At 68.0% G+C, this 26,192-nt stretch carries 25 protein-coding genes and 5 pseudogenes; 15 read left to right on the forward strand and 15 right to left on the reverse strand.

Features of this window, described 5'->3' with window-relative positions:
- Window positions 1–21: 21 nt before the first annotated feature.
- On the reverse strand, window positions 22–996 hold the full coding sequence (locus OG943_RS19845) for a quinone oxidoreductase family protein (protein WP_328611281.1): 975 nt from the start codon (window positions 994–996) through the stop codon (window positions 22–24).
- A gap of 136 nt (window positions 997–1,132) precedes the next feature.
- Here OG943_RS19845 and OG943_RS19850 point away from each other — a divergent pair, with 136 nt between their 5' ends.
- On the forward strand, window positions 1,133–1,798 hold the full coding sequence (locus OG943_RS19850) for a TetR/AcrR family transcriptional regulator (protein WP_328611282.1): 666 nt from the start codon (window positions 1,133–1,135) through the stop codon (window positions 1,796–1,798).
- A 26-nt stretch (window positions 1,799–1,824) separates the two neighbouring features.
- Here the strand turns inward: OG943_RS19850 and OG943_RS19855 are convergent, their stop codons facing one another.
- Window positions 1,825–2,520 (reverse strand): TetR/AcrR family transcriptional regulator, encoded by a 696-nt coding sequence (locus OG943_RS19855; RefSeq protein ID WP_328611283.1) that lies wholly within the window; start codon window positions 2,518–2,520, stop codon window positions 1,825–1,827.
- Window positions 2,521–2,589: 69 nt separating this feature from the next.
- On the opposite strand from OG943_RS19855, the gene OG943_RS19860 reads away from it, so the two are divergent.
- The 3 genes from OG943_RS19860 (at window position 2,590) to OG943_RS19870 (ending at window position 5,910) form a co-directional block, all read left to right on the forward strand.
- Window positions 2,590–3,459 (forward strand): SGNH/GDSL hydrolase family protein, encoded by an 870-nt coding sequence (locus OG943_RS19860; protein WP_328611284.1) that lies wholly within the window; start codon window positions 2,590–2,592, stop codon window positions 3,457–3,459.
- 378 nt (window positions 3,460–3,837) lie between these two features.
- Entirely contained in the window at window positions 3,838–4,425 is a 588-nt protein-coding gene (locus OG943_RS19865) for a TetR/AcrR family transcriptional regulator (protein WP_328611285.1), read from the forward strand.
- Between the two features lie 78 nt (window positions 4,426–4,503).
- On the forward strand, window positions 4,504–5,910 hold the full coding sequence (locus OG943_RS19870) for an amidase (RefSeq protein WP_328611286.1): 1,407 nt from the start codon (window positions 4,504–4,506) through the stop codon (window positions 5,908–5,910).
- A 49-nt stretch (window positions 5,911–5,959) separates the two neighbouring features.
- On the opposite strand, the gene OG943_RS19875 is transcribed toward OG943_RS19870, so the two are convergent.
- Window positions 5,960–6,553 (reverse strand): TetR/AcrR family transcriptional regulator, encoded by a 594-nt coding sequence (locus tag OG943_RS19875; protein WP_328611287.1) that lies wholly within the window; start codon window positions 6,551–6,553, stop codon window positions 5,960–5,962.
- 182 nt (window positions 6,554–6,735) lie between these two features.
- Between OG943_RS19875 and OG943_RS19880 the strand changes: the two are divergent.
- Window positions 6,736–6,978: pseudogene (locus OG943_RS19880) on the forward strand (alcohol dehydrogenase catalytic domain-containing protein); the annotation flags it as partial.
- A 284-nt stretch (window positions 6,979–7,262) separates the two neighbouring features.
- Window positions 7,263–7,445: pseudogene (locus OG943_RS19885) on the forward strand (NADP-dependent oxidoreductase); the annotation flags it as partial.
- Between the two features lie 102 nt (window positions 7,446–7,547).
- Here OG943_RS19885 and OG943_RS19890 read toward each other — a convergent pair.
- The 9 genes from OG943_RS19890 to OG943_RS19930 form a co-directional block, all read right to left on the reverse strand.
- Window positions 7,548–8,708 (reverse strand): acyl-CoA dehydrogenase family protein, encoded by a 1,161-nt coding sequence (locus OG943_RS19890; RefSeq protein ID WP_328611288.1) that lies wholly within the window; start codon window positions 8,706–8,708, stop codon window positions 7,548–7,550.
- A 29-nt stretch (window positions 8,709–8,737) separates the two neighbouring features.
- Window positions 8,738–9,031 (reverse strand): putative quinol monooxygenase, encoded by a 294-nt coding sequence (locus tag OG943_RS19895; protein WP_328611289.1) that lies wholly within the window; start codon window positions 9,029–9,031, stop codon window positions 8,738–8,740.
- A gap of 32 nt (window positions 9,032–9,063) precedes the next feature.
- Complete coding sequence (locus OG943_RS19900; RefSeq protein WP_328611290.1) at window positions 9,064–10,434, reverse strand: MFS transporter; 1,371 nt, start codon at window positions 10,432–10,434, stop codon at window positions 9,064–9,066.
- A gap of 44 nt (window positions 10,435–10,478) precedes the next feature.
- On the reverse strand, window positions 10,479–12,074 hold the full coding sequence (locus OG943_RS19905) for an FAD-dependent monooxygenase (protein WP_328611291.1): 1,596 nt from the start codon (window positions 12,072–12,074) through the stop codon (window positions 10,479–10,481).
- Window positions 12,075–12,839 (reverse strand): thioesterase II family protein, encoded by a 765-nt coding sequence (locus tag OG943_RS19910; protein ID WP_328611292.1) that lies wholly within the window; start codon window positions 12,837–12,839, stop codon window positions 12,075–12,077.
- Window positions 12,833–13,501 carry a histidine phosphatase family protein gene (locus tag OG943_RS19915; protein ID WP_328611293.1) on the reverse strand — a complete coding sequence of 223 codons (669 nt, stop codon included), beginning with the start codon at window positions 13,499–13,501 and terminating at the stop codon, window positions 12,833–12,835. The genes OG943_RS19910 and OG943_RS19915 overlap by 7 nt, the downstream gene beginning before the upstream one ends.
- Entirely contained in the window at window positions 13,498–14,463 is a 966-nt protein-coding gene (locus tag OG943_RS19920; RefSeq protein ID WP_328611294.1) for an AvrD family protein, read from the reverse strand. The genes OG943_RS19915 and OG943_RS19920 overlap by 4 nt, the downstream gene beginning before the upstream one ends.
- On the reverse strand, window positions 14,450–14,728 hold the full coding sequence (locus OG943_RS19925) for a hypothetical protein (protein WP_328611295.1): 279 nt from the start codon (window positions 14,726–14,728) through the stop codon (window positions 14,450–14,452). Before OG943_RS19925 ends, OG943_RS19920 begins: the two co-directional genes overlap by 14 nt.
- A 92-nt stretch (window positions 14,729–14,820) precedes the next feature.
- A complete protein-coding gene (locus OG943_RS19930; RefSeq protein ID WP_328611296.1) occupies window positions 14,821–15,834 on the reverse strand; it encodes a beta-ketoacyl-ACP synthase III in 1,014 nt (337 codons plus the stop codon).
- A 417-nt stretch (window positions 15,835–16,251) separates the two neighbouring features.
- On the opposite strand from OG943_RS19930, the pseudogene OG943_RS48390 reads away from it, so the two are divergent.
- A pseudogene (locus tag OG943_RS48390) lies at window positions 16,252–16,422 on the forward strand (asparagine synthase-related protein); the annotation flags it as partial.
- 230 nt (window positions 16,423–16,652) lie between these two features.
- Here the strand turns inward: OG943_RS48390 and OG943_RS19935 are convergent.
- Window positions 16,653–17,454: pseudogene (locus OG943_RS19935) on the reverse strand (IS5 family transposase).
- Window positions 17,455–17,668: 214 nt separating this feature from the next.
- Complete coding sequence (locus OG943_RS19940) at window positions 17,669–18,304, reverse strand: TetR/AcrR family transcriptional regulator (protein WP_328611297.1); 636 nt, start codon at window positions 18,302–18,304, stop codon at window positions 17,669–17,671.
- A 104-nt stretch (window positions 18,305–18,408) separates the two neighbouring features.
- On the opposite strand from OG943_RS19940, the gene OG943_RS19945 reads away from it, so the two are divergent.
- Window positions 18,409–19,347 (forward strand): alpha/beta hydrolase, encoded by a 939-nt coding sequence (locus OG943_RS19945; protein WP_328611298.1) that lies wholly within the window; start codon window positions 18,409–18,411, stop codon window positions 19,345–19,347.
- A gap of 54 nt (window positions 19,348–19,401) precedes the next feature.
- A complete protein-coding gene (locus OG943_RS19950; RefSeq protein WP_328611299.1) occupies window positions 19,402–19,686 on the forward strand; it encodes a LuxR C-terminal-related transcriptional regulator in 285 nt (94 codons plus the stop codon).
- Between the two features lie 51 nt (window positions 19,687–19,737).
- Here the strand turns inward: OG943_RS19950 and OG943_RS19955 are convergent, their stop codons facing one another.
- Window positions 19,738–20,538 (reverse strand): FadR/GntR family transcriptional regulator, encoded by an 801-nt coding sequence (locus tag OG943_RS19955; protein ID WP_328611300.1) that lies wholly within the window; start codon window positions 20,536–20,538, stop codon window positions 19,738–19,740.
- A gap of 117 nt (window positions 20,539–20,655) precedes the next feature.
- Between OG943_RS19955 and OG943_RS19960 the strand changes: the two genes are divergently transcribed.
- The 6 genes and pseudogenes from OG943_RS19960 (at window position 20,656) to OG943_RS19985 (ending at window position 26,192) form a co-directional block, all read left to right on the forward strand.
- A complete protein-coding gene (locus OG943_RS19960) occupies window positions 20,656–21,177 on the forward strand; it encodes a flavin reductase family protein (protein ID WP_328611301.1) in 522 nt (173 codons plus the stop codon).
- A gap of 31 nt (window positions 21,178–21,208) precedes the next feature.
- Window positions 21,209–22,408, forward strand: coding sequence for an acyl-CoA dehydrogenase family protein (locus OG943_RS19965; RefSeq protein WP_328611302.1), 1,200 nt, complete (start codon window positions 21,209–21,211; stop codon window positions 22,406–22,408).
- Between the two features lie 48 nt (window positions 22,409–22,456).
- Window positions 22,457–22,555, forward strand: a pseudogene (locus tag OG943_RS19970) (fumarylacetoacetate hydrolase family protein); the annotation flags it as partial.
- Between the two features lie 85 nt (window positions 22,556–22,640).
- Window positions 22,641–23,549 (forward strand): VOC family protein, encoded by a 909-nt coding sequence (locus tag OG943_RS19975; protein ID WP_328611303.1) that lies wholly within the window; start codon window positions 22,641–22,643, stop codon window positions 23,547–23,549.
- Between the two features lie 32 nt (window positions 23,550–23,581).
- Window positions 23,582–24,688: an alcohol dehydrogenase catalytic domain-containing protein gene (locus OG943_RS19980; RefSeq protein ID WP_328611304.1), complete on the forward strand. Its 1,107-nt coding sequence runs from the start codon at window positions 23,582–23,584 to the stop codon at window positions 24,686–24,688.
- 1 nt (window position 24,689) lies between these two features.
- A complete protein-coding gene (locus tag OG943_RS19985; protein ID WP_328611305.1) occupies window positions 24,690–26,192 on the forward strand; it encodes an FAD-dependent monooxygenase in 1,503 nt (500 codons plus the stop codon).

Below are 26,192 nucleotides of genomic sequence, written 5' to 3' on the forward strand. Positions count from 1 at the left end.
CGGGTCGACCGCGGGCCGGGGTCACGGGGTCAGGACGACCTTGCCGATCGTGCCCCGCCCGGCCAGTGCCGCGGCGGCTTCACGCACCTCCGACAGCGGGAACCGGTTGTCGGCGAACAGTTTTATCCGCCCTTCGACGGCGAAGCCCAGCAGCGCCGAGAATCCCTCGGCCAGCTGCTCCGGGGTCGTGTACCGAAGGCTGAAGCCGAGCACGCTTTGACTGTCCAGGATCAACTGCCGCAGCTGCCCCGGCAGGCTGACGTCGTGAAGGTTCTGCGCGCCGTAGACGACGAAACGCCCGAGCGGCGCAAGCATCTCGAAGCTTTCCCTTGCCACGTCACCGGAAACACAGTTCAGCACCACGTCGAACCCCGCTCCGCCGGTCGCCTCCCGGGCCCGCCGGGCCCAGTCCGGCTCGGTGTAGTCGATGGTCACGTCAGCGCCGAGCGTGTCCAGCAAGGCGAGCTTGCCCGGGGAACTGGCGAGCGCGACGATCTGCCGCACGCCCGCGATCTTGGCCAGCTGCACGAGAAACAGCCCGACACCACCGGCCGCGGCCTGGATCAGGACCCGGTCGCCGGTGCGAAGCCGGGCGACATAAGTGGCCAGCGCGTAAGCCGAGAGCCCCTGCGTGAGCAGTGTGGTCGCCTCCTCGAACGAGATCGGCTCGGGAACGGCGACCACCCTCGCCGCGTCGACCAGGGCATATTCCGCGAGCCCGCCGCCTTCGGTCAGGGACGCGACCCGATCTCCGACGGCGACACCGTCCACACCGGACCCGACCTCGGCCACCACCCCGGCCACCTCGAAGCCCATGACGTACGGCAGCGGCTTGATCGCCGGGTACCTCCCCCGGCTCGTTTCGATGTCGGCGTAGTTCAGGCCGGCAGCACGAACCTCCACCAGCACCTCCCCCGCCCCGGGCCGGGGCCGGTCGGCCTCGACCTCCTTCAAGCTCTCGATTCCGTCGAACCCGGTCAGCTCGATCGCTTTCATGCAGCGCCTCCGGCGGCTGGTACTGGGTTGTCGCGGACACTCCCGCGTACGACAACGACCATTGTCGTACGTTCGACAATAAGCATTGTCGTATGATCGCGTCAAGGACGGTGGCGGCCGAAACCGGAGAGGGTTCATGAAGAGCTGGTCCGACGACAACCCCAAGGCACAGCTCATGCAGCGCAAACGCACAGCGATCGTGGACGCCGCGCGAACCGCCTTCCTCGACACCGGCTACGCCGAAACCTCGGTCCACCGGATCGCCGCCGCGGCCGGCGTGTCGATCAAGACCGTGTACCGCCACTTCGAAGACAAGGACGACCTGTTCAGCGCCGTCATGCACGACGCCTGCTCACTACCCGGCTCAGCCGGGCCCGGCCACGACGGCCGCGACGGGACCGCGCTTCCCGACCTGCCATGGCACGCCGAACCCCCACACCTCGCCCTCCCCGCCGCCGGCACCGACTACCTGCGAGTCACACTCACACCGACCGAGCTGTCGCTGTACCGGGTCGTCGCCCGCGACGCCCCGCGCTTCCCCGAACTGGGCCACCGGTACCGCCAGTTCGTGGAACTCCGGATCAGCCTGCTGGTGCGCTACCTCGACCGCTGGACCCCCAGCCAGAACTGGAACATCACCGACAGCCGCCGCGCGGCGGGCACCTTCGTCGCCATCCTCGGCAGCGACCTGTTCGACGACGCCCTGCACGGCATCCGCCAACCAACCGACCAGGACATCACCGACCGCGCCCACACCGCCGCAGACCAATTACTGACCCTCCTCGACAACGGCGCCCTGTAGCGGAACAGCACAGAATCCGCACGCGGTTATCCGGCCGAGGTGACGTCGGGTGTATGTGGCGGGGTGGAGATTCGTTCGCCGAGGTGGGCGATCCATCGCTGGTGTTCGTCTTTCGGCATCACGTAGGGGATGACCAGATCGCGGATAGCGTGTGTCAGTGAGGCGGTCTCGATGTCATGCCCGCGTGGGCGGGCGACTCGGTGCACCAGAAATCCGTCGACCAACGCCACAATCGCGACGGCGCGCTCCTCGGGTTCGCGGGCGCCGAAGCTGCGCAGCAGTTCCGTCGTGAGCCGCTCGAACGCGGCCAGGGCGCGGGCAATCGGTTCTTGGAGATTCGGACGTCTGCCTGCCTCGATGTAGAGCTGGAACTGGGCGATCGCGGCGTCCGGCGCGCGGTCTGCCAGCGCGACGGCCATCACCTCGATCATCGAGTCCGCGGCCAGGCCGCTACGCACGACCGTGTCCGCGAGGTCGGAGAGTTCGGCGACGCGTTCCTCGACGTGCAGGGTCAGCGCCTCGTCGATGAGATCTTGCACGGCGGCGAAGTAGTAGCTCGTAGTCGCCGCCGGCAGACCAGCCCGTGCCGCGACCCGGCGGTGGGTGACCGCGCCCGGTCCGTCTTCGGCGATCAGCGCCAGCGCGGAGCGCAACAACGCGGTTCGTCGTCGCAGGCTGCGTTCTTGGCGGGGATGATCACGGCCCGATGTTGACCTGGTCACGGGTTGCGAGTATACCGTTCACAGAACCTGGGCGTTCGCCCAGGTTTTGCGAAGGTAGGGAGATGGATCGTGCCAGACACGAAACGACCGGCCTGGCTACAGAGACTGCGCAAGCGGTATGCGACTCCGGCGACGGTGCTGGTGGCGGTGTTCGCGGCAGCCGGTTTGACAGCCCCCGCCGCCAGCGGCGCGGCCACCGCCCACCCGAACTATGTGGCCGTGGGTGACTCGTTCGCCGCGGGACCACTCATCCCCCACCAAACGGGCGGGTCTTGCCTGCGGTCGTCCAGCAACTACCCCGCACGGCTGGCCGCCACCCTCAAGGTCGCCACCTTCACCGACGTCACCTGCTCTGGCGCGGCAACCACCAGCCTGGCCAGCCAGTATCCGGCGCTCAACGCCAACACCGACCTTGTCACGCTCACGATCGGGGCAAACGACGCCGGGCTGTTCCAGGCGGTGTTGAACTGCGTCAACATCCTGCCGCAGCCGATCGGGACCCCGTGCAAGGCTCGATACACCGCAGGCGGAACCGACCAACTGGCCGCCGCGGTCGACGCGGCGGCGCCCGCGATCGGCGCGGCCATCAACCAGATTCACCTGCGCGCGCCGAACGCGAAGGTCATCGTGACGACATACGCCGACTATATCCGCCCAGGCGGTTGCTGGAATCCCGTCATAACGCCGATCTTGAGCGTTGACGGAGACTACCTGCAAAACGTCATCGACCGCCTCGGCACCCGCATCTCCGAACAGGCCGCGGCACACCATGCCACGTTCGTCGACTTCCGCGGACCGGGCGTCGGCCACGACGTCTGCGCCAGCGAACCGGACCGATGGGTCGAACCACTCCTGCCAGGCTCCCCCGCCGCGCCCATCCACCCCAACGCCCAGGGCATGACCGCATTCGCCGGCATCATCGCCAGCAAGCTGGACTAAGCGGAGTCATTCCTGCCAACGGGGTTCCGCCGCACGTTTCCGGGCGGCAACCCCGCCGGCGGAACGAAACCCATGCCCAGATCGACGCGGCGTGGTATCGAGATCGTGGGGCCACCGTTACCGAGATCCAGAATGGCCCCACATGAGGCAGCTCGACAGCCTCAACTTGTGCTGGCGTGTGCGGAGGGAGTCGCCGGCAAAGGAGGCGGCCGCGGCACTGGGGCACGGGAGCAGGCGGTAGCTCAGCGGCGGGCCGGACCGGTGCGGTGGTTCCGCGGTAGCCGCTCGCGGATCTCGTTGAACAGGTGGTCCCGCTGGCGCGGTGCACCCCTCGCCGACTCTCTAGACGACCAGTCTAATCCACGGTACGGTCAGGGCATGCCAGTCGCCAAAGTGGAAACGCGTCAGAGTCTTCTGGGCGCCGCGCGGCGGATCGTGGCCGCGAAAGGCTACGCCGCGGTCGGTATCAATGAGATCCTCGCTGCGACCGGTGTCCCGAAGGGGTCGTTTTATCACTACTTCAGCTCCAAAGACGCCTTCGGCGAGGCGATGATGAAGAGCTACTTCGACGACTACCTCACGACCATGGACGGGATCGTTGCCGACAAGGGCAAAAGTTCTGCCGAGCACCTGATGAGCTACTGGCGGAAGTTTTACGACACGCAAGCTGCGGACGACTGCCGAGGCGGGTGCCTGGTTGTCAAGCTCGGCGCGGAGGTCGCCGACCTCTCCGAGGTGATGAGGGTGGCGACGAAAGCCGGGACCGCGGCGATCATAGACCGGCTGGAGCGGATGATCGCCCACGGCATTGCGGATGGGTCCGTATCCGTCGATGAAAGCCCCCGCACTACGGCTGAGGCTCTCTACGAGCTGTGGCTCGGAGCGAGCATGATGGCGAAAATTCATCGCAGCCCGGGCTGCCTCGACCGTGCCATGACTGTCACCCGCCAGGTTCTCCGCACTTGACGAGTCCCCACCCCCACATCCTGCGGCGGATCAGCGCCAGCGCGAGAATAGTAGACCGGTCTAATCAAGGAGATCCTCATGCCCACCGACCTCATCTACTCAGACGCGAGTGAACTCGCCGAACTGATCCGCGACAGGAAGGTGTCCTCCGTCGAGGTGGTGCAGGCGCACCTCGATCGGATCGAGGACACCGATCCGAAGGTCAACGCCATCGTTACGCTCGCCGACGGCGTTCTGGAGGCTGCGAAGACTGCGGATGAGGCGCTCGCGGCCGGTGTGGAAGTAGGGCCGTTGCACGGCGTGCCGTTCACGGTCAAGGACTCGTTCGACACCGCCGGGGTGCTGACCCAGCGCGGTTCCCCGATCTTCGAGGGCCGCATCCCGGATGCGGACGCCACCAGCGTGGCACGGATGAAGCACGCCGGCGCGATCCTCCTTGCGAAGACCAACCTTCCGGAGTTCTCGTACTCGACCGAGTCCGACAACCTCCTGACCGGCAGGACGAACAACCCCTGGAACCTCGACCGCACGCCCGGCGGTTCCAGCGGCGGCGAATCGGCGGCGATCGCGGCCGGCATGTCGCCTCTCGGGCTCGGCAGCGACCTGGCCATCTCGGTGCGCGGGCCGGCCGCTCACACCGGCATCGTCGCCCTCAAAGCAACGCACGGGCGTATCCCGATGACCGGGGTCTGGCCGCGGGTGCCGCGCCGTGACTGGCACGCCGGCCCGATGGCCCGCACCATCCGCGACCTCGCACTGGCCTATTCGGTGCTTTCCGGCCCGGACGGTGCCGACGGATTCGCCACCGTTCCGCGTGAATTCGACGCCGGGCTGGGCGCGTCGCCGGACCGGCCCGTCCGTCTCGGCTGGCTGACCGACTCCGGGCTCGGCCCGATCGACTCAGAGGTCGCCGCCACCGTACAGAAGGCCGCCGAAGCGCTGCAGAGTACTGGGGTTCTGACCGAGGCGGTGAACATCCCCGCGCTCGAACGGGACAACCCTCTCGACCTGTTCTACCGACAGCACGTCATGGAGGTCAAGCCGTCCTTCCGCGACGTCACGGCCGGTCACGAGGACCAGATGGCCACGGTCTCCCAGCGCATGCTCGCCGGCCCCGACACATCCGTCCGCGACTACGTCCTGGCCGAACAAGGCATCGAACGCCTCCGGGACGCCTTCGCCGAGTACTTCCAGCAGTACGACGCCCTCCTGCTCCCGGTCCTGCCCATCCCTGCCCACGAACACGGACTCACCCGGTTCACCATCAACGGTCAGACGGTGAACGCCGCCCACATTCAGACGGCGACCATTCCGTTCAACCTGACCGGACTTCCAGCACTGTCCATGCGATTCGGCACGAGCAGCGACGGCATGCCGATCGGCGTACAGCTGGCAGCCAACTGGCACGCCGAGTCGACAATCCTGCACATCGCGTCGCTGCTGGAATCACTCAGCCCGGTCCGAAACGAGCACCCCACCCTCTGACAAGTCGCGAAAGACGCTACTCCGGGCCTGGTCCGTGTGCGCAACGTATTCATCCACGGGCCCGAGGGCGGCGTCCTGCCTCAGCATCGTCGCTCGCCGCGTTGACCAGGATCGCGCTCGCGACCACTTCGAAGAGGTGGCCGGCGCGTGGCGCGAGCGAGGGTTGGTCGCCGAGCCAGGCGAGCGCCGCTACCAACGCAAACAGATCGGTGCCATCAAGGTCGGTCCTAGCTGTCCCCGCCGCCTGGGCGCGGGTGAGGAGCCGCGCACCGGCGGCTCGCAGACTGACGCACGAGGAGTGGAGCGCGGATTCGGTGTCCTCGATGGCGGCTGCCATCAACACGGTCACGCCCCGGTACTCGGTCGTCCACGCGACGCAGTCGCGTAGCCACGAGACGAGCGCGTCTTCGGGTGGCCCTATCGTCTCGAGCTCGTCGGCCTGTGTCGTCAACTCGTCGAAGCTCGTGCGGAGTAGGGCATCGAGCAGCGCCTCGCGTGCCGGGAAGTGCCGCAGCAGCGTGGCGAGGCCGACGTCGGCCCTGCGTGCAATGTCGCGCAGTGACACGTCGACACCTTGCTCGGCAATGGCGGTGCCCGCTACTACGAGCAGGTGGTCTCGGTTCTTCCTGGCGTCGGCCCGCATCTACCCCTCTTGAATATCCGGATCAGTGGTCCATATATTCGCACCAGTGGACCACTTACATGAGTCACTGATCCACATAAGCGTATCCGCAGCACGGGCAGGAGAAAACGATGTCGACACACACCATGAGGGCGATCCGGCTCCATAAGCACGGCGGACCCGAGGTTCTGCGTTACGACGAGATGCCGATTCCCGAGCCGAGGCCGGGCGAGGTGCTCGTCCGCGTGCACGCGGTCAGCGTCAATCCTCCGGACTGGTACCTGCGCGGCGGACTGACCACGATGCCCGGGGAGACGGAATCGACGCTCAACCTGCCGGTTATCCCGGGGACAGACGTGTCGGGCGTCGTCGAGGACGTCGCCGCGGACGTCGACGGCTTCACCGCCGGCGACGAGGTCTTCGGCCTTCTGCGTTTTCCCAGCTTCAAAGGCAGCGCATACGCCCAGTACGTGGCCACGCCCGCGTCGGACCTCGCACGCAAGCCGGCCAGCATCGACCACCACTCGACGGCACTCGACGGCACTCGACGCCGACACAACAGTGCTCATCAACGGCGCCGCCGGCGGCGTGGGGCACTTCGCACTGCAGCTCGCGAAACGGAAAGGCGCACGTGTCATCGCGGTAGCATCCGGGCGCGCATGAACCGTTTCTCAGCGACCTCGGCGCCGACCGGTTCATCGACTACACGAAGACCCGCCCCGAGGAACTCGTGCACGACGTCGACCTCGTTCTCGACACTGTCGGCGGCCCCCACAGCAAACGCTTCCTGCGCACGCTCAAGCCCGGCGGCGCCCAGTTTCCCGTACTTCCCGGGGACTTCGACGAAGAAGAGATCGCGAAGCTGGGCGTCACGGTCTCGAGCGCCCAGGTCCGCTCGAACGGCACGCAGCTCGCCGAACTGGGACGCCTGCTCGACGCGGGACGTCAACATCCCAGTCCGGCAACTGCGTATGCACCGAGGCGAAGATTCGGCGCCCGGCCCGGACGTCGCACATCATCGAGCCAGCAGGGCGCGAGCCATCACCATGCGCTGGATCTGGTTGGTGCCTTCGTAGATTTGGGTGACCTTGGCGTCGCGCATCATGCGCTCCACGGGGTGGTCGCGCGAGTAGCCCGCGCCGCCGAACAGCTGAACCGCGTCCGTGGTGACCGACATCGCGATATCCGAGGCGTACGTCTTCGCCGCGGCAGCCATGAAAGTGCCCCGGATGTCGCCCCGCTGGGTCGCCGCGGCGGCGGCGTAGACCAGATGGCGCGCCGCCTCGATCTTCATACCCATGTCGGCGAGCATGAAGCGGATGCCCTGGAAATCGGCGATGGCCTTGCCGAACTGCCTGCGCTGCTGGACGTACGCGACCGATGCGTCGAGCGCGCCCTGCGCGATGCCCAGTGCCTGCGCGCCGACCATCGGCCGGGTGTGGTCCAGGGTGAGCAGCGCGGTTTTGAGTCCGGTGCCGAGCTCTCCGATGACGCGGTCTGCGGGAATGACACAGCGGTCGAAGTAGATTTCCCGCGTCGACGACCCCCGTAGCCCCATGGTGTGTTCCGGTTCGCCGACCGAGAATCCCGGATCGTCCTTGTGGACCACGAACGCCGAGATCCCGTCCGACTTCCGGGCCGCGTGCTGGTCGGTCACCGCCATCACGACATACCAGGTGGAAATCCCCGCGTGCGCGATCCAGCACTTGGCGCCGTCGAGCACCCACGTATCGCCGTCCGGACGTGCGGTGGTGCGCATGGAGGCCGTGTCCGAACCGGCTTCGCGCTCGGTCAGCGCATAAGAGGCCGACGCGCCCCCTGCGGCGATCGACGGCAGGACCAGTTTCCTCAGCTCGTCCGAGCCTGCCAGGAGGATGGGCTGGGTGGCCAGCCTGTTGACCATGGGGATCAGCGACGCGGTCGCGTCCACGCGCGCGACTTCTTCGACGACGACACAGATCCCGGCCGCGTCCGCGCCGTGTCCCCCGTACTCTTCGGCGATGTTGATCGCGTGATAACCGGCTTTCGACAACGCGTCGTACGCCTCTTGCGGGTAGCGCTCCTGCCTGTCGACTTCCGCCGAATACGGCGCGATTTCCCGCTCGGCGAGCGCACGGACCGACGACCGCAGAGCCTCGTGCTCGCCGGCCGGTTGAAACCCCCAGTGTTGCTCCATCGTGTTTCCCCTCCTGTCGTGTGGAACGGTCAGACGTCCAATCGGCGTATGTGATGTGGCCGGGGCGGCCCGTCGAGTTGCCCCTCCACCCTGTCCAGCAGGAGCCGCATGTGCGCTGTCCGCAGGTGCGTGTCGATGGCCGCCTGATCGGCCCACTCCTCGTCGATCACCAGGGTGTGCTCGTGATCGACCGAGACGTGGACGTCGTAGCGCAAGTTCCCGGTCTCTGCCCGCGTCGCGGGGACAGCCTCCGCGAGCGCTTCGACCAGCGAGTCGAGGCAGCCGGGTCGCACTGTGACGGTAACGAAGGACTTGATGGTCATTTCGATCCTCTTCCTGACGGGGACTGCGGGTTTCACGCCGTTTTCCCGCTGGCGGGCAGCAGCGGGCGCGCCGCGGCGGCCATGCCCAGCAGCAGCACGACGGACATGACCGCCGAGACGCGCATCGCCTCGGTCACGCCACCCGTGGTGGTGATCAGCAGGCCGAACACCGCAACGCCGACGACGCTGCCCATCTGCCGGGCCGCCTGCAGTGCACCGGATGCCAGGCCGACCCGGCTGGCGGGCACCCCGCTGACCAGCGTGGCCATCATCGGGGGCGCCGCGATGCCGACGCCGATGGCGATCGGCAGGGTCGAGGCCACCACGAACCACAGTGGCGAGGTGGAGCTGGTCGCGGTGAACATGGCGAACCCGGCCGCCTCGATGACCAGGCCCGCGACGATCACCGCCCGCGCGCCGAAACGGCGGCTCAGGCGATTGACGGTGAGGTTACAGACGCCGATGGTCACCATCATCGGCACGAACAGCAAGCCGGCCACGAACGCCGACGTGCCGCGCACGTTCTGGAAGTAGAGCGAGAGGATGAACAGGATCCCGAAGTTGGTGATGTTGAGGATGGTGCCCACACCGACGCAGGACAGAAACACCCGGTCCGAACCTAGGTCGACCGGCACCACGACGGTTTCCTTCCGCCGTTCCACTCGCCAGAATCCCAGCGCCCCCAGCACGAAGACGCCGACGCTGCCGAGTACCAGCGGTGACGACAGTCCGGCTTCCCCGACCTCGATGATCGCGAAGGTGAGCGAGGCGAGCGTGACCATCGCCAGCACCTGGCCTGCGACATCGAACTTGGCGTAATGACCGGTGGAACGCGGGATGCTCCGCAGTCCCCACAGGCCGAGCAACCCGAACGGGATGTTGACGAAGAAGATGGACTGCCAGCCGAGCCACGAGGTCAGCAGCCCGCCCACCGTGGGACCCGCGGCCAGCGAAATCGTCCCGCCCGCCGCCCACAGCGCGATCGCCTTCGCGCGTTCTTCGGTGTCGCTGACACATTCCCGCAGCAGCGACAGCGACGCCGGCAAGGCCGCCGCGGCCCCGGCGCCCTGCACGGCCCTGGCCAGCAGCAGCACCAGAGCCGTCGGCGCCAAACCGCAGAGGATGGAACCGGCGACGAACACACCGAGCCCGGCAGCGAACAGACGCCGCGCGCCCAGCCTGTCGGACAAGGAACCGGATGACAACATCAGGGACGCGAAGACCAGCGTGTACGCGTCGACGACCCACTGCAATTGGGAAGTGTCGGCATCGAGACTTCGCCCAATCGCCGGCAGCGAGACGTTCACGATGGTGACGTCCAAGGTGACCAGGAAGATGGCGCAGCAAGTGACGATGACCGCCCTGGCCATCGAAACCTGCCGGACGGGGGGAGGCGTAGTCACGCGGGTGTTCCTTCTTCTCGAGGGTGGTGGTCGAGCGGCACAGGTCAACGTGGGACGGCGGGAAGGCGGTTCAGCGCCGGATCGGACCGCTCCGCACGAGCGGTGGACCGGGCCACCTCGGCGGCAACGGCCGCGGCACCGGACTCGATGTCGAATTGGGCGAGGTCGACGAGCGTCGCGAGATGCCCGTCGGGCCGGACGACGAAGGCAGCGCGCGACCGGCCGAGGCGGCCGAGCAGGGCCCCCGGCGGGCGACCGGCGAGATCGATCAGCCGCAGACCGGGCAGCACCGCCTGGATCGCCGCGACCCGGGGCACCCAGTCCGCGGCGCGGTACTCCGCGCCCGGCCACAGCAGCACCGTGTGGGTGTCCGGCGCGAGCGTCGGCGTCGCGTCGGCGCCGGTCCAGCCCAGCGGGACGCGCTGCCCGGCAGCCATCGGATCGCCGGGCCCTGCCGGGCCGTAGCTGGTGTCGAGCTGCGCGAGCCGCGGGGCGATCGACCGGTCGAAAACCCCGGTGGCCGAACCGATCCGCATCGTGAGATCACGCACCGTCATCCGCGTCCTGTCCGTGTACAGCCCGATGCGGGCCAGGAATGTCGTAGCCGAGGCCACCCTCGCCACAGCGGGCCGCCGTTCCGCGTCATAGCTCTCCAGGATTCCGGTGCCGTACCGGCCGCGAGAAACCCCTGCCAGCTTCCACGCCAGGTTGGCCGCGTCCTGTATGCCGGTGTTCATACCCTGTGCCCCGGCGGGACTCATCACGTGGGCCGCGTCGCCGACCAGGAAGACCCGGCCCCGACGGAAGGTGTCGGCGGTGCGGACGTGAGCGGTGAAGATCGCGCTGAATCGCATCTCGCCGACCTCTTTGATGCCGGGGACGCGCTCGGCGAGCAAGCGCTCGAACAACTCCCGGCCGGGTTCGTCGCCGCCGGTGTACCAGGCCGGCACGCTGGCAGCGACGCGGAAGACGTCCCCGCCCATCGGTCCGAGTGCCATGTTCCCCCGTTCGGTGAGGAAATAGGCCGCTTCGTTCTTCGTCACCTCGCCGACCAGTTCGGCGTCGGTGATCGCCAGTCTGACCGGGAGGGTCTGACCGTCGAAGGTGAAACCCGAGAGCTGCCGCACCGCGCTATGGGAGCCATCGGCACCCACCACCCAGTCGTAGAACTCGGTGACCGGTGTCGTTCCAGCTTCGCGCAGCATGACGTCGACCCGGTCCGGAGTCTGCGAGACCGCCCTCAGCTCGCACCCTGTCCGCACGACGCCGCCGAGCTCGGCGAAGCGTTCCTCGAGGATCTGTTCCGTCCTCGACTGCGCGATGGCGATCCCATAGGGGTAGCGGGTGCCGCGAAGCCGGTCCAACCTCAGCTCACCGACACGCTTCTTACGCGAGTAGTAGTTCATCCGGTCGAAGTAGTGACCTGCGCCGATGACCCGATCGGTGACCTCCACACGGTCGAGCAGTTCGAGGATCCGCGGCCACAGCACGGTCGCCCGCGAATGCGGGCTGCCCAGCCTGGCTGCCTTGTCGATGACCTGTACATCCACCCCCTGCGCGAGCAGCTCGGCACCCAGCAGCAGGCCCACCGGCCCCGCGCCGACCACGAGCACCCGCGCGCTGTTCCGGTTCTGTGCCACCTACTTCTCCCTTCCACTCTTGACCATCGCGCCGCGCACCGCCACCGAAAAGGCCGCGGCCACTGGGCCGCTGTTGTCAGGGTCGAAGGCCGCGAAATGGCCTCCGCGCACCACGCTGCCGTTGACTGCGCCCTCGGTGAAACCGTGCCACTTCGCCAGCTCGCCGACTGGAACAAGCGGGTCGGCATCGCCACAGACATAGGAGACGTCGGCTCGGCACCGTTCCCGAGCGGCAGGCAGGTCGCCTTCGCCGACGATCGAGAAGTCGGCGCGCACCCGCCGCACCAGCTCGCCGACGACGTCGGCATCGGCCAGCGCACGCTCGTCGACAGCCCCTCCCGACGCCAGCAATGCCCGGATGGCGCCGTCGCTGACCGGGCCGGGATGCAGCCTGGCCAACCCGGCAGGACTTTGTGCCACGAGTACACAGGTCGAAGCCGCGCCGGGCGTGCGCGACGCCACACCGAGTGCGAGCAGCGCGCCCAGGCTGACGCCGACCAGCACTCGAGGAAGGCGTGCGTACTCCCCCAGCTCGACCGAGACAGACGCGGTGATCGTATCCAGCGACATAGTGCGCTCCTCGCCGTCCAGGCGTGGGGGCCGGAAGCAATGGGCCGCGCATCCCGGCGGCAACAGCCTGCTCAGCGTCCGCAGGCCTACCACGCTCCCGCCGGCGAAAGGAAAGAACAACACCGATGCGGCGGGACTCGGTGGCGCGGCGAGGCAAGTCCAGTTGCGACGGCGGACAGCCGTGGCGGTCAGCATGTCTCCACAGCCCGTCGTCCGCCGTGCCCGTCGGCAAGGCACTGCCCGGCCCAGTCCGCGCAAGCGCGCGCGGTCACATCCCAGCGCCGGATGTCGAGCGACAGCCCGGCGCTCTGTCCATAGCGGACACACACGCCGTGGCAGTTGCGCACCCGGCGTGACGAGGGCACCGGCCCTAGATATCCGGCTAGCGGAGCCAGCACACCGCCGTGGGTAACCAGCAGAACCGCCGCCCACCCTTCGGCCAGGCCTTGCCTCAACACGGTTTGAAGGCAAGAGGACACCCTGTGCAGGACCGCTTTCTGAGTTTCGCCGCCTGCCGGGGCGTAGTCGGCGTCGGACACCAGCCTGGCGAACTGCGCGCCGTGGGCCGCGGTGTAGCTATCGATGTCGCAGCCTTCCAGGTCACCGAGGTCCCGCTCCCGCAAGCCGTCAAGGACGCGATGGCCGACGCCCAGCGCGTCGCCGACCAGACTCGCCGTCTCCCGGGCCCTGGACAGCGGCGAGGAGTACACGGCGGAGAAATGCCCGTCCGCCAATGCTCGCGCGGCGTCCGCCGCCTGGCACTCCCCTGCCTCGTTCAACGGCTCATCGGCCCGGCCGAGGAACCGGTGCTGGGCATTGGACTCGGTTTCACCGTGCCGCAGCAGAACGAGTTTCACAGCCCGGCCTCCGGAAGCCGGTGAGCCACCTCGAACGTGGTGGTCACATCGGCGCAGCTCCCCCGCCAGGACGAGGCACTCCAGATCTCGCCGCCTTTCGGCAAGTGCTCGTGGTCAAGCACGGCCACCGTCACCGAGTCCGCACCGTCGCGGCGCCTCGGCGGCCCGGTCCGGCTTGCGGTGAACACACGTGTCCACAACGTGTTGCTGTCCGCTCGCGCGACGTCGTCGATCCGGTAGAGCAGAGCCTGCGCGGTCTGTGCGACCGCCAGGATGTTCTGCACGTCGGTCACGAACGGGCGGTGAGCCGCGGCAAGACCCGCGGGCGGGCCGCCGCGCCCGGCCTCATCCAGGAACCGGACAGCAGCGACGGCGGTGCGGGCGGGGACGTCGAGCTCGACGTCGTGCAGAGCGATTCCCGGCTGATCCGCCCCGCTCACCAGGCCGGCGGTGAACACGGTTTCCGGTCCCGCCTCTCCTGGCGCGCGCGGAAGCTCGACGACGTACGTGGTGCGCATCGAACCCATTTCACTGGTGAACTCGTAGGCGGGTGCACTCCCGTCACCGCGCTCCACGATCGCAGTTCGTATCTCGATGGTGTCGACGCTTTCCTGCGCCGCCGGGCCCGCACGCAGGCTCAGCGACCGTATCCACGCTCGGGCGACCTCGTCGGAGGTCAGTCCCGCCCACGACCTCAGATGCGACTCGGCGATGAGCCCGGCCAGCACTGTCGCGTCTATTGTGGACAAGTGCGGCCGCAGCCCTGTACCCGGCTTCTTGGTCGACCAGTCACGGGGGTAGTCGATCGCCGCCCGGTCGGTGCGCACCGTCGTGGCGCCTGCCTGCTCGGTACCGGAGTGCCACAACCGCTGCTCGACCCGGCGATAGCCCGAGCCGAAGAACCGCCCTTCGGCGGGCCCCAGCAGTGCGTCGATCCCGGCGTGGGTCTCACGCGTGGTCATGGCCGGCCTCCGCCAGCTTCCGGCTGGTCAGCGTGATGACCTCATCGAGCGACTTGCCAGCGTCGATCTCGCCGTCGAGAAAGACGACGCCGAACAATTTCTTGATCTTCAGTTCGAGCTGGACCACGCCCAGCGAGTCTATTCCCGCGTCTTCCAAGGTGCCTGCTCGTGCCCCGGTTCCGGTGACGCCGAACTTCACGGAGACGAAGTCCATGACCTCGGCCTCCACCTTGGCTGTCATCGGCGCCGTGCTGCGTTCGCTCATCCTGCGTTACCCCAATCCCCAGTGATGGTTCCTGTTCACGCCACCGCTACGTCGCGGCCGTGTCGAGCAATGGTCCGGTGGTGCCGGTGCGCTCAGGAGACGGCCTTTTCCGGCCAGGTGACCACAGTGGACCCCCAAGCAGTGCCGCCGCCGAATGCGGTGATCAGCACGCGGAGTCCTGGCGACAGCACACCTTCCTTGATGGCATCGCACAGGGCGAGCGGGATGGACGCGGACAGAGTGTTCCCTTTTTCCCCGATATTGATGAAGAACTTCTTCGGATCGAGCTCCAGCTCGTCCGCCAGGGCGTCGATAATCCGGCCGTTGGCCTGATGCACCACCACCAGGTCGACCTCGTCCAGGCTCAGCCCGGCCGCGCCGACCACGGTCCGCGCGGACTTCTCCAGCCGCGTCACCGCTTGGCCGAACAGGTCGCGTCCTCGCATGGCGATGTACGGGGAAGTCGAGCCGAGGAAACCGTTGGCGCGATCACGGGACCCGTAGCCCGGAATCGTCACGAGCTCACCCCAGCCGCCGTCGCTGCCAAGGTCGAAATCGCCGAGCACCCCTGCGGCCTCCGGATCGTCGGTCGCGACGACCACTACGGCTCCGGCACCGTCGCCGAAGATCGGCGCGGTGTCACGATCCCTCGGATCAGTGAACAGGCTGGTCGTCTCCGCCGACACGAACAGGACCCGCCGCGCCAGACCGGCTCGCACATAGGCCGCGACCGTGGCCAGCCCGAAGACGAACCCGGAACACGCGGCGCTGACGTCGAACGCGGCCACCTGGGGCAGCCCCAGCCGGTGGGCCACCAACGGAGCCGTCGGCGGCGAGATGTAGTCCGGTGTGGCGGTGGAGACCACCACCAGGTCCACCTCGTCGGAGCCCCAGGCGGCGAGGGCCCGCCGCCCGGCCTCGACGGCGAGATCGGAGGTGGCGACGCCGGGATCGACGACATGCCGGTTCGCGATTCCCGTCCTGGTCCGAATCCATTCATCCGTCGAGTCGATGGACCGGCAAATCTCATCGTTCGAAACCCGTCGCGGCGGCACGTAGCCACCGAGCGCCGCTATCGCTGCGTATTTCACGCGATTCCCCCCCATTGACGTGACCGGGCCTGGTTCCATCGACAGAGCGCCGGACGACGTCGTCCAGCAAGATGCACCTGTGACTTTTCGGACCAACCCGCACAATCCGGGTTAACGATTACCCGGATACTCCCCATCTTCGTGAAGATCACGCTACAGGTGAGGGGGTCCACCCTTCAAGCACGCAAGCAGGTGACAGCGCCTGCGCCACGGGGGCGATGTTGAGAAGTTGTCATCCTTCGAACAAGCGGGCAGCTCAGCACTGTCACCAGCAACAGAAGACACGCTTGCTCCAGCAAGTGGTCCGTACCAAGACGGTACATTTGTCCACTTCTGCACAAAATACGGTGATCCAGGACACAACCGCGCATCGCAGCGAAGGTCCACGACCATCCATTGTGGACTAAAATACCGTGGCCCATCACGGAATCGTTGACAGCGAACCGGCTCGCCTCGGCGGTCGGGCGGGCGGGCGTGCAGCTGTCGGGTGGTCTGGATTCCACGGCGATGGCCTGGCTGGCGGATTCAGCCGACCCGTTGCTAGTGACCACCACGGGTTCCTCTCCCGTCGACGACGATCTCACCTGGGCTCGACGCGCGCCGCGGCGTTGCCGGGCGCCGACGACGCCGTCCGCAACGGACTCACCCTCGCCTGGAGCAGCGGGGCCGTCGAAGGAGCTGTCTGCCGAATCAAAGCGATCAAGAGGCAGATGTATGGCCGAGCCAACTTCGATCTACTGCGCCGAAGCGTCCTACTCGGCACCTGAACCAGCCAGGACGATCACAGACTTCGTGCCAGAGCCAGAACCACCGTGACTCATTTAGAGCGTGTCTCAGTTGGCGAGTTTCTTGTAGCAGGTGATGGCGGCGCCGAGGGTGAGGAAGGCGAGGTAGTGGCTGGGTTTGCGTTCGTAGCGGATGGTCAGGCGGCGGTACCCGGTCAGCCAGGCGATGGTTCGTTCGATGACCCAGCGGTGCCGGCCGAGTTTGTCGGTGGATTCGATGCCTTTGCGGGCGATGCGCGGGATGATCCCGCGCTGGCGCAGCCAGTCGCGTAGGACTGGGATGTCGTAGGCCTTGTCCGTGTGGAGTTTTGCTGGTTTGCGTCGTCGTGGTCCTCGGCGGGAGCGGGTGGCCGGGAGGGCGTTGACCAATGGCTTGAGCGCGTGGCTGTCGTGGGTGTTGGCCGCGGAGACCCCAACGGTCAACGGCAGCCCGGCCCGGTAGGAGAGCGTGTGGATCTTCGAGCCGAGTTTGCCGCGGTCGACCGGGCTCGGACCGGTCAGACCGCCCCCCTTTGGCCCTGACGGATGCTCCGTCGAGGACCACGCGCGATCAGTCGATCAACCCCCGGCCACCCAGTTCGTCCAGCACCGCTTGGCGCACCTGCCGCCACAGCCCGGCCTCGGTCCACTCGGTGAACCGACGATGCGCCGTCGGTACGGTGACCCCGAAACCGGGTGGTAGATGCCGCCACGCGCAGCCGCTGGTCAGCACGAACACGATCGCGGTGAACACCGCTCGGTCGTCCACCCGCGACATGCCGCCGCCTTGCGGACGCGTCTTTCCCGGCGGGATCAACGGTTCCACCAGCACCCACAACTCGTCTGGCACCAACCGCAGCTCAACCCAGATCCAAGTGAGACACGCTCTAAATCGGACCGCGATTGGGCTGCCGATCCGTCGACGGCAACGCCTTCCACGCGCTCGCCGGAGTGGGCAGGCTCCCGGTTCGGCAGCCCGCGAACCCGTCTCATCTCCTGGGGCCGGGTGCCTGACCTCACGCCCAGCCACGTTCGACGCGCCCGGCACCCAGGGCGGCGTTGACTGACACACCTGGCCCGAGCTGTCAGCGGACGAGGTGGCTCTCGATGTGGTCGATCACCACTGACACGGCCTGCCGGTAGGCGGTGCTCGACCGGCGGATCTGGGACAGCAGCATGCCGCCCTGGATGGCGGCCAGCAGAGCGGTGGCGAGCGCGGCGATATCGGCGCTCTCGCTCAGCTCGCCGCGCTCCCGCATGCGCGCGAGTCCCGACCTGATAGGACTTTCCCACCGGTCGAAGGCGGCAGCGAGGCCGGTCCGCGCCGACTGATCGCTGTCGGCGAGTTCACTGGCGAGCGAGCCGATCTCGCAGCCGCCTTCGCAGCCCATAGCGTCCTGCCGGTCGCCCGCCCTGTCGCACCACTCGCGCAGGGCCTCGATGCTGTCCAGGTTGTCCAGAAGCGGACGCTGCTGGACGAGCTTGGCGTCTGTCTGGTGGTCGATGACCGCCAGGACCAAGCCCTGCTTGTCTCCGAAGTAGTGGTAGATCTGCGACGCGCTGACCCCGGCAGCCGCCTGGATGTCCGGGATGCTCGTGCCCCCCGCGCCGCGGCGGAACATCAGCTCCGCGGCGGTCTCCACGATGCGCTCGCGGGTCCTGCGGCCGGCTTTGGTGAGCCGGCGCTTCTCCGGCGCACCGGTCTTCGCTGGTGTGCTCACGCGTCCACGCTACCAAAGTTGGAATTGACATTCCAACGATGCGCCACGGATATTGGAGAAGTCATTCCAGCCCGGGTAGCCGTCTCTTCGGATAGGTGCGCACCATGTCCCTCGACCCCCAGATCGAGACCCTGCTCAAGCACTTGGCCGCAGAAGCCGGACCAGCCCTCGAAAGCCGGACAGTGGCGCAGAACCGCGCCGCCGGGCGCGCCTTCGCCATCCTGGCCGGCGCTCCCGAACCTGTCGCCGACGTCCGAGACGCCACTGCCACTGCCGACGGCCGCGACATTCCCGTCCGCATCTACCGGCCCGTCACCGAGCCGGACGCCGGGCCGCTGCCCGTGACGCTCTTCTTCCACGGCGGCGGCTGGGTCTTCGGCGACCTGGACACCCAGGACCACATCGCCCGCACCGTCGCCGGCCGCTCCGGCACGATCGTGGTCTCCGTCGACTACCGGTTGGCGCCCGAGCATCGCTTCCCGGCCGCGGCCGACGACGCCTACGCCGCGCTGACCTGGGTCGCGGACAACGCCGCCGGCTTCGGGGGCGACGGAGAGCGCCTCGCCGTGTTCGGCGAGAGCGCCGGCGGCAACCTCGCCGCGGTCCTCGCACAGGAATCCCTGCACCGCGGCGGACCTCGCATCACGCTCCAGGTGCTCGCCTACCCGGCAGTCGACCGGTTCGACGACAGCCCCTCGATGTACCAGTACCTGGCGGGACCTGTCCTGTCCCGGTCCTACCTCGAGTGGTTCTGGGGCGCCTACCTCAGCACCCCCGACCAGGGCGCCGACCCGCGGGTCTCGCCGGCACGCTCCGGCGAGCTGGCCGGACTCCCGCCCGCCGTCATCGCCACCGCCGAGAACGATCCCCTGCGCGACCAGGGGGACCGCTATGCCCGCAAGCTGGCCGACGCCGGCGTGCCAGTCCAGCACCTCCCGGTCAAGGGAGCCATCCACGGGTTCCTCTCGTTCACCGGCTCGGTACAACTCTCGCGGAACGTACTGAACCAGCTCGCCGACGCCGTGGCCATGGCCTTCCACTAACCAACCCAGCCTGCGCAGCGCCGCCCACCGCCCGACCCAGCCGAAATCGCCGCGTTGATCGCGAACGGCATGACCAGCAAGGAGATCTCCGCGACGCTGTTCATCGCACCGCGAACAGCCGAGACACATGTCGATCACATCCGCGGCAAGCAGAGCTTCGCCAACGCTCGCAAGCCGCCGCCCGGGTCACCTCCAGACGGCGGCCACCGAGGCCTGAGGATCGCTCCCCGGCGAGCAGTTCTTCGAACTCGTCGCCGGAGCCACTTACAGTCCACAGTGGAATCTGAAGCCGATCGACCGGCTCGGGCGCCGCCCTGGCCGCGCTCGACCTGGGCGTGACGGTACGGCGCGGCCAGGCGTCCACCGGTTCACGAAAACGCGGTGAGCGGGTCATGCGCGAGCGTGGTCCAACGCAGGTCCTGGACGGTCAGGATCGTTCGGCTCGACGACAGGATCGCCCGTGTTGTGCCGCTCGATCAGTTCCAGTGCACGGAGATCATGTACCGCGATGGCGGCTACCAGGTCAGCGTGCACTTGGTAACGCGCCAGCAGATCCTCGCGAGGTGCGACACCCTTGGCTGCCACGGCCGCACGGGTGTGCGTGTCGATGATCTCCAGCAGCCCGAGGTAGAGCGACCGCAGGATCGGGCCGGGGCTGATCTCGGCCATCCGGGCGTGCAGCTGCCAGTTCGCGCGCAGGAACGTGTCGACGTCGCCGCGGTCGGCGGCCTCGCCCATCCGGTCGGCAGCGTCCTGCAGCGCTTGGACGTCCCCGGTGGTGGCATGGGCCAGTACGTCCCGCACGAGTAACGGGTCCACCGCGTTGCGCAGGCGCACGGCTTCCGCCACCGCCTCGGCGTTCTGGTCCAGCGACAGCACCGCGTTGCCCAGCCGGATCACCGCTGAGGGGGTACTGGCGAACAGGCCGCCACCCGGGCCTCGGCGCACGGTGACGACGCCACGGGACTGCGCCATGCGCAAGGCCTCGTTGAAGGTACCGACGGAGACCCCCCACAGCGTGCGGAGTTCTTCCTTGGTGCCGAGACGTTCGCCCGGTCCCGCCTCGGCGGCCAGGGTTCGCATCTGCTCGGCGACGGCCGCCGGCCGGCGCAGCGGCTCCCAGTCGGCCTGGCGATAGGCGGGGGGACCGGTGCTCGCCGCGTCGTCGTCGGCCGTGTTCTCGCGCGTCACCGACGTGAGGGTAATTCAGCATGCTGAATTACGCCAGAACCCTTGACACACGAACTTCAGCGCGGCAAGACTATGTCGAATGAATTCAGCATGCTGAATTAGGATGAGGTGGCGACGATGACAGCTGACCAGCAGTTTCGTAACCTGATGGCCGGCGTGTGCGCCCCGGTCAGCGTGGTGACCACCCTGGATGCCGACGGTCCGCACGGGGCGACGGTCAGCTCGCTCGCCTCGCTGTCGTTGCGGCCCTCGCTCATCTCGATTGCCCTGGACCGCCGGTCGAGCCTGTTGTCGCGCGTGCTGAGTGCCGGCGTCTTCGGCGTCAACGTCCTGGCCGCCGACCAGGACGACCTCGCAGGGTTGTTCGCCCAGCGCGACACTGATCGCTTCGCCGCCGCCTCGTGGTCGCCGCATCGCGGACTCCCCCGGTTGGATGGCGTGGCCGGCTGGGCCGCGTGCCGGCTGTGGTCGACCGTGGACGGGGGCGACCATCTGCTGCTGATCGGTGAGGTGACCGACGCCGGCGCCATCCCCGCCGCGCCGCTTGTCTACGGCCACCGCACCTACGGCACCCACTCGGGATTCCGGACACGGCCTCGCACACCGATCGCCGACATGATCGCCGCCTGCGCCCGATGACCTTCCACACCTGAAGAAAGAGGAATCGTTCGTGACCAGCACACCGTCCCAGGTGGACACTCCGAGCACGGCGGAACTCCTCGCCCGCGCGACCGACCTGGCTCCCCTGATCAAGGCCAACGCCGCAGCGGGAGAACAAGACCGCCGGGTCGTCGAGGAGACGATCCGCGCGTTGTCCGACGCAGGGTTGTTCAAGCTCGCCACGCCCCAGCGCTACGGCGGCTACCAGACCTCGATGCGCACGTTGGTGGAGGTTTCCGCCGCCGTCGCCGAAGCCGACGGCGGGACCGCCTGGGTATTGACGTTGATCAACGGCTCGGCCTGGCTGGCGAGCCTGTTCCCGCAGCGCGCGCAGGACGAGGTATTCGGCGCGGACCCCGACGCCATGGTGTCCGGGGTGATCTCGCCGACCGCGCAGACCGTCAAAGTGCCCGGCGGCTGGCGAGTGACCGGTAAATGGTTCTACAACTCCGGTTCATGGCACGCGACCTGGGCGGTGCTGGGCATCCCGGTCACCGACGAGACCGGCGCCGTGATCGACCAGGGGGCCGCGCTCATCCCCCGGCACGAGATGGACCTGGTCGATACCTGGTTCGTCGCGGGTATGCGCTCCTCGGGCAGCAACTGCCTCATCGCCGACGACGTGTTCGTGCCCGAGCACCGGGTGATGCGCATGCCCGCCGCCATCGCCGGGGACTACCCGACCGAACACACCGACGAGGTCCTCTACCGCGCGGCCCTGATGCCGTTTCTCTCGTTGATCCTCGCCGGACCCCAACTGGGATTGGGCCGGGCCGCGCTGGACTACGTCATCAGCAAGGCCGCCAACAAGCCCATTTCTTACACCTTCTACGAGGCGCAGCAGGACTCGGTCGGGTTCCAGCTTCAGGTGGCCGAGGCCGCGCAGTTGATCGACACCGCGCACCTGCACGCCTTCCGCGCGGCCGACGCCATCGACGACTTCGCCCGGCGCGGGGAGTACCCCGATTTCCTGCCTCGCGCCCGAATCCGAGCCGACGTCGGCTACATCGCCGAGTGCGTCACGCGTGCCATCGACGTGTTGCTCAGCGCGCACGGCGCCGGCTCCTTCGCGGAGGTGAACCCGTTGCAGCGGATCTGGCGCGACTCCGCGACCGCGGCCCGCCACGCGATCGTCTCGCCCCGGATCAGCCAGGAAATCTACGGCAGGGCACTACTCGGTGTCGCGGAACCGGTCAGTCCGCTCGTCTGAGCATCTCTCCCTGATCACCGCCACCGATCGGGTGATCACGGCGAGCAGGTGCAGCACGGGCACACCGCTGACATGGTCTTTCCTGTTCCCGAGTTGATCACCCGGCGCTCGGCCATGCTTCCTCTCCTGCCCGGCGACGTGATCTTCACCGGCATGACGTCGCACGAACGGGTATCGGTCACGATCGGAGTCCCCGACCCCGCCACACCACCTGATCACGAGAAGGCAACCCATGCCCCAGCACAACCCGCCCTTGCTCAACGTGTCGAAGATCGGTTACGTCGGTTTCGAAACACCCGACGTCGACCGGATGGTCGAGCACTACACGAAGGTCCTCGATTTCGTCCTGGTCGAACGAGGCGCGAACCAGGCGTTCCTGACCACGAACTTCGATCATCACGCGGTGGTGATCGAACGCGCGGCCACCAGCCGGGCACGCAGCTACGTCGGTTACGAACTGCGTGAGGATCTGGACTTCGCCGAAGAGACGCTCCGCACCGCGGGCTACACCGTCGATCGCAGGCACGACATCGCGCCGTCCACTCCGGACGTTGTGGTAGTGGCCGAACCCGGCAGCGGCATCCCGATCCACCTCTACGACAGCCAATCCGGCACCGGGGTGAGCGGCTACACCCCGGTGCGCCCCACCAAGCTCGGGCACGTCGCGGCCTTCACCCCAGATCTGAACCTGCTGCAGGGTTTCTACCAGGACCTGCTCGGCTTCCGCTGGTCGGACACGGTCGGTGACTTCTTCGTGTTCCTGCGCTGCAACGCCGATCACCATGCCGCGAACTTCCTGGCGTCGACCAAACGGGAGGGCATGCACCACGTCGCGTTCGAGGCGCGCGACCTCAACCACCTGCAGACGCAGCTCGACCACCTCGCCGCTCACCAGGTCCGGCTCGACTGGGGACCGGGCCGGCACGGGCCGGGGCACAACATCTTCACCTACCACCGCGATCCGGACGGCAACACCATCGAGCTGTTCACCCAGCTCGACCTGATGATCAGCGAGGACAACGGCTACTTCGAACCACGACCGTGGCACGAGGACTTCCCGCAGGTGCCCAAGACCTGGGAAGTCGACCTGGCCACGATCAACAGCTGGGGTCCGGTCGAGCAAGCCCAGCTCGACCACTGAAAGCACGGAAAGATCGCGAGGAGGCGGAGGACATGACGGCGTCGGCAGCGACGGACCGCGCGGGCGAACTGCCCACGACCATGCGCGCCATGGTCATGCGGGCACGGGGCGAACCTTCGGTGTTGCGGATGGAGGAGATCGCGACGCCCGTGCCAGGACCGGGCGAGGTCGTGGTGCGGGTCGGCGCGGTCGAGGTGTCGCGCAGCCGGGACGTGGCCACCCGCACCGGGCAGCACCCGTACTCTCGCCAGCTCACCCTCCCGCACGTGCTGGGCGGCGACTTCGCCGGGATCGTCGCATCCCTCGGAGCGGGTGTGGACGGATCGCTGCTCGGGGCCAGGGTCGCGGTGATGAACCATCAGACCTGCGGCAGCTGCGCGGCGTGCCGCGCCGGGCGGGAGGACGACTGTTCGGCGCTGACCATGCTGGGCATCCACCGGCCCGGGTCGTATGCGGAGTACGCGCTCGTGCGCGTCGATCAGGTGCATCGGCTGCCCGAGGACATCGACCTCGTCCAAGCCGCCGCGCTGGCCGCCACCGGCCCGGTCGCGCTGACCCAACTGGTGGCCGGACGCGTCGAGGCCGGCACCACCGTGCTGCTCACCGGCCTGTCCGGGGCGCTGGCATCGACGCTGGCCTGCCTGTCCGGTGCTCGCGGCGCGCGGGTCGTGGGCCTGACCCGGCGGCCGGCCGAGATCGACCCGGCGCTCGGGGTCACCGTGCTCGATCTCGCGCACGCCGACCTGGCCGGCGCGATCGTCGCGGAGACAGGCGGCGGCCCGCAGGTGGTCGTCGACAACATCTGTGTTCCCGAGATCTTCGGCGCCTACTATCCGATCCTGCCCAACGGAGCGCGGGTGGTGATCTCCGGCGCGCTCGACGCTTCCGGCCCACCCGTGCTGGCGGTCCACGCGCGCACGCTGTACCTGCGCAGCATCAGCCTCCTCGGGGTGCGCAGCCACACCGCGTCCGTCACCGACCAGTTCTGGCGCCTGGTCCGCGACGGCTTCCGGATCCCGCGCACGGTGCTGCACGAGTACCCGCTCGCTCAGGCCGCCGACGTCCACGACGCCGTCGCCCGCAATGCCACCGCGGGACACACCATCCTGCGCGTCTCGCCCGAGAGCCTGGAGAAATGACATGACCGAGAACGTCATTGTGGTCGGCGCGGGACCGTCCGGTCTGATCGTCGCCAGCGAGCTGGCCCTCGCCGGGGTATCCGTGACCCTCGTCGAGCGGCGCACCGACGGTGTGCAGTCCCGGGCGGGCACCATCCTGCCGCGGGTGCTCGAACTGCTCGACACGCGTGGCCTCGCGCAGCAGTTCATGGACCGGGCCCGCGACATCATCCCCAATCCACTGTTCCGAACCCACATGTGGGCCGGGATGAAACCGGTGCACTGGCGCCACCTCGACTCGCGTTTCGGCTACCGGCTCGTCCTGCCGCAGAACATCACCGAGGACCTGCTGACCAAACACGCACTCGACACGGGGGTCACCATCGAACGCGGCCTCACCGTCGACACGGTCACCCAGGACGACTCCGGTGTCGAGGTCGGCATGGTCGCCGCCGACGGGCGGCGCGGCACTCGCCGCTGCGCCTACCTGGTGGGCTGTGACGGCGGGCGCAGCGCGGTGCGCGAACAGCTGGGTATCGAATCCACGGGCCACGGCCCGACCTTCACCGGCATCGTCGCCGATGTCCGGCTCGACAATCCGTGGCCGGGCGGCCGGCACATCACCGACAACGAGCATGGCTGGCTCGCGTCCTTCCCCTTCGGCGCCGGTGTCACCCGGTTCAACCTCGTGCACGCGCAGCGGATGCACGCCGACGTCGCCGAGCCCGTCACCGTCGACGAGGTGCGCGGCTGCCTGTCCGACATCCTCGGCACCGAGGTGGACTTCGACGAACTGGCCTGGGCATCGCGCTTCACGGACACCACCCGCATCGCCTCGACGTTCTCCCGAGGACGCGTCTTCCTCGTCGGTGAGAGCACCCGCATCCACTACCCCGCCAGCGGCGTCGGCATGAACTTCTGTATCCAGGACGCTTTCAACCTCGGGTGGAAGCTCGCCGCCGTCCTCAACGGACACTCGCACCCGGAGATCCTCGCCACCTTCGACGCCGAGCGTCGTCCCGTGGCCGAGGGCCTGCTGCGCAGCGTCGCGGCCCAGGTCGCGGTGCAGTTCGCGTTCTCGCCCGAGGCGATGGCATTCAAGCGATGGTTCGAGGCGACGTTGATGCCGATGCCGGAGGTCAACCGACGTCTCGCCGTCGAACTCAACGGCATCGCCGAGCCCTATCCCCGCGCGCCCGACGCCGACCCGTGCGTCGGATTCCCGGCGCCGGACCTGGAAATCCACCACGCCGACGGCGTTTCCACCATCGGCCGGCTCCTGCGGACCGGGCACTTCCTCCTGCTCGACCTGACCGGCAACGACCGCTTCCACGATCTGTTACCCGGCGGCATCCCCGTGGATGTCGTGTCGGGAGTCCCCATCAGACCACCCGACCGGATCGGCGACGTCACCGCGCTGCTCGTCCGCCCGGACGGCTACGTCGCCTGGTCGGCAACCGGACAGGACGATCGTGACGCGGCACGCGACGCCCTGCGCCACTGGCTCACCAACGTAAGGACGTGA

It is taken from the genome of Amycolatopsis sp. NBC_00345, from assembly GCF_036116635.1.
Classification (GTDB): domain Bacteria; phylum Actinomycetota; class Actinomycetes; order Mycobacteriales; family Pseudonocardiaceae; genus Amycolatopsis.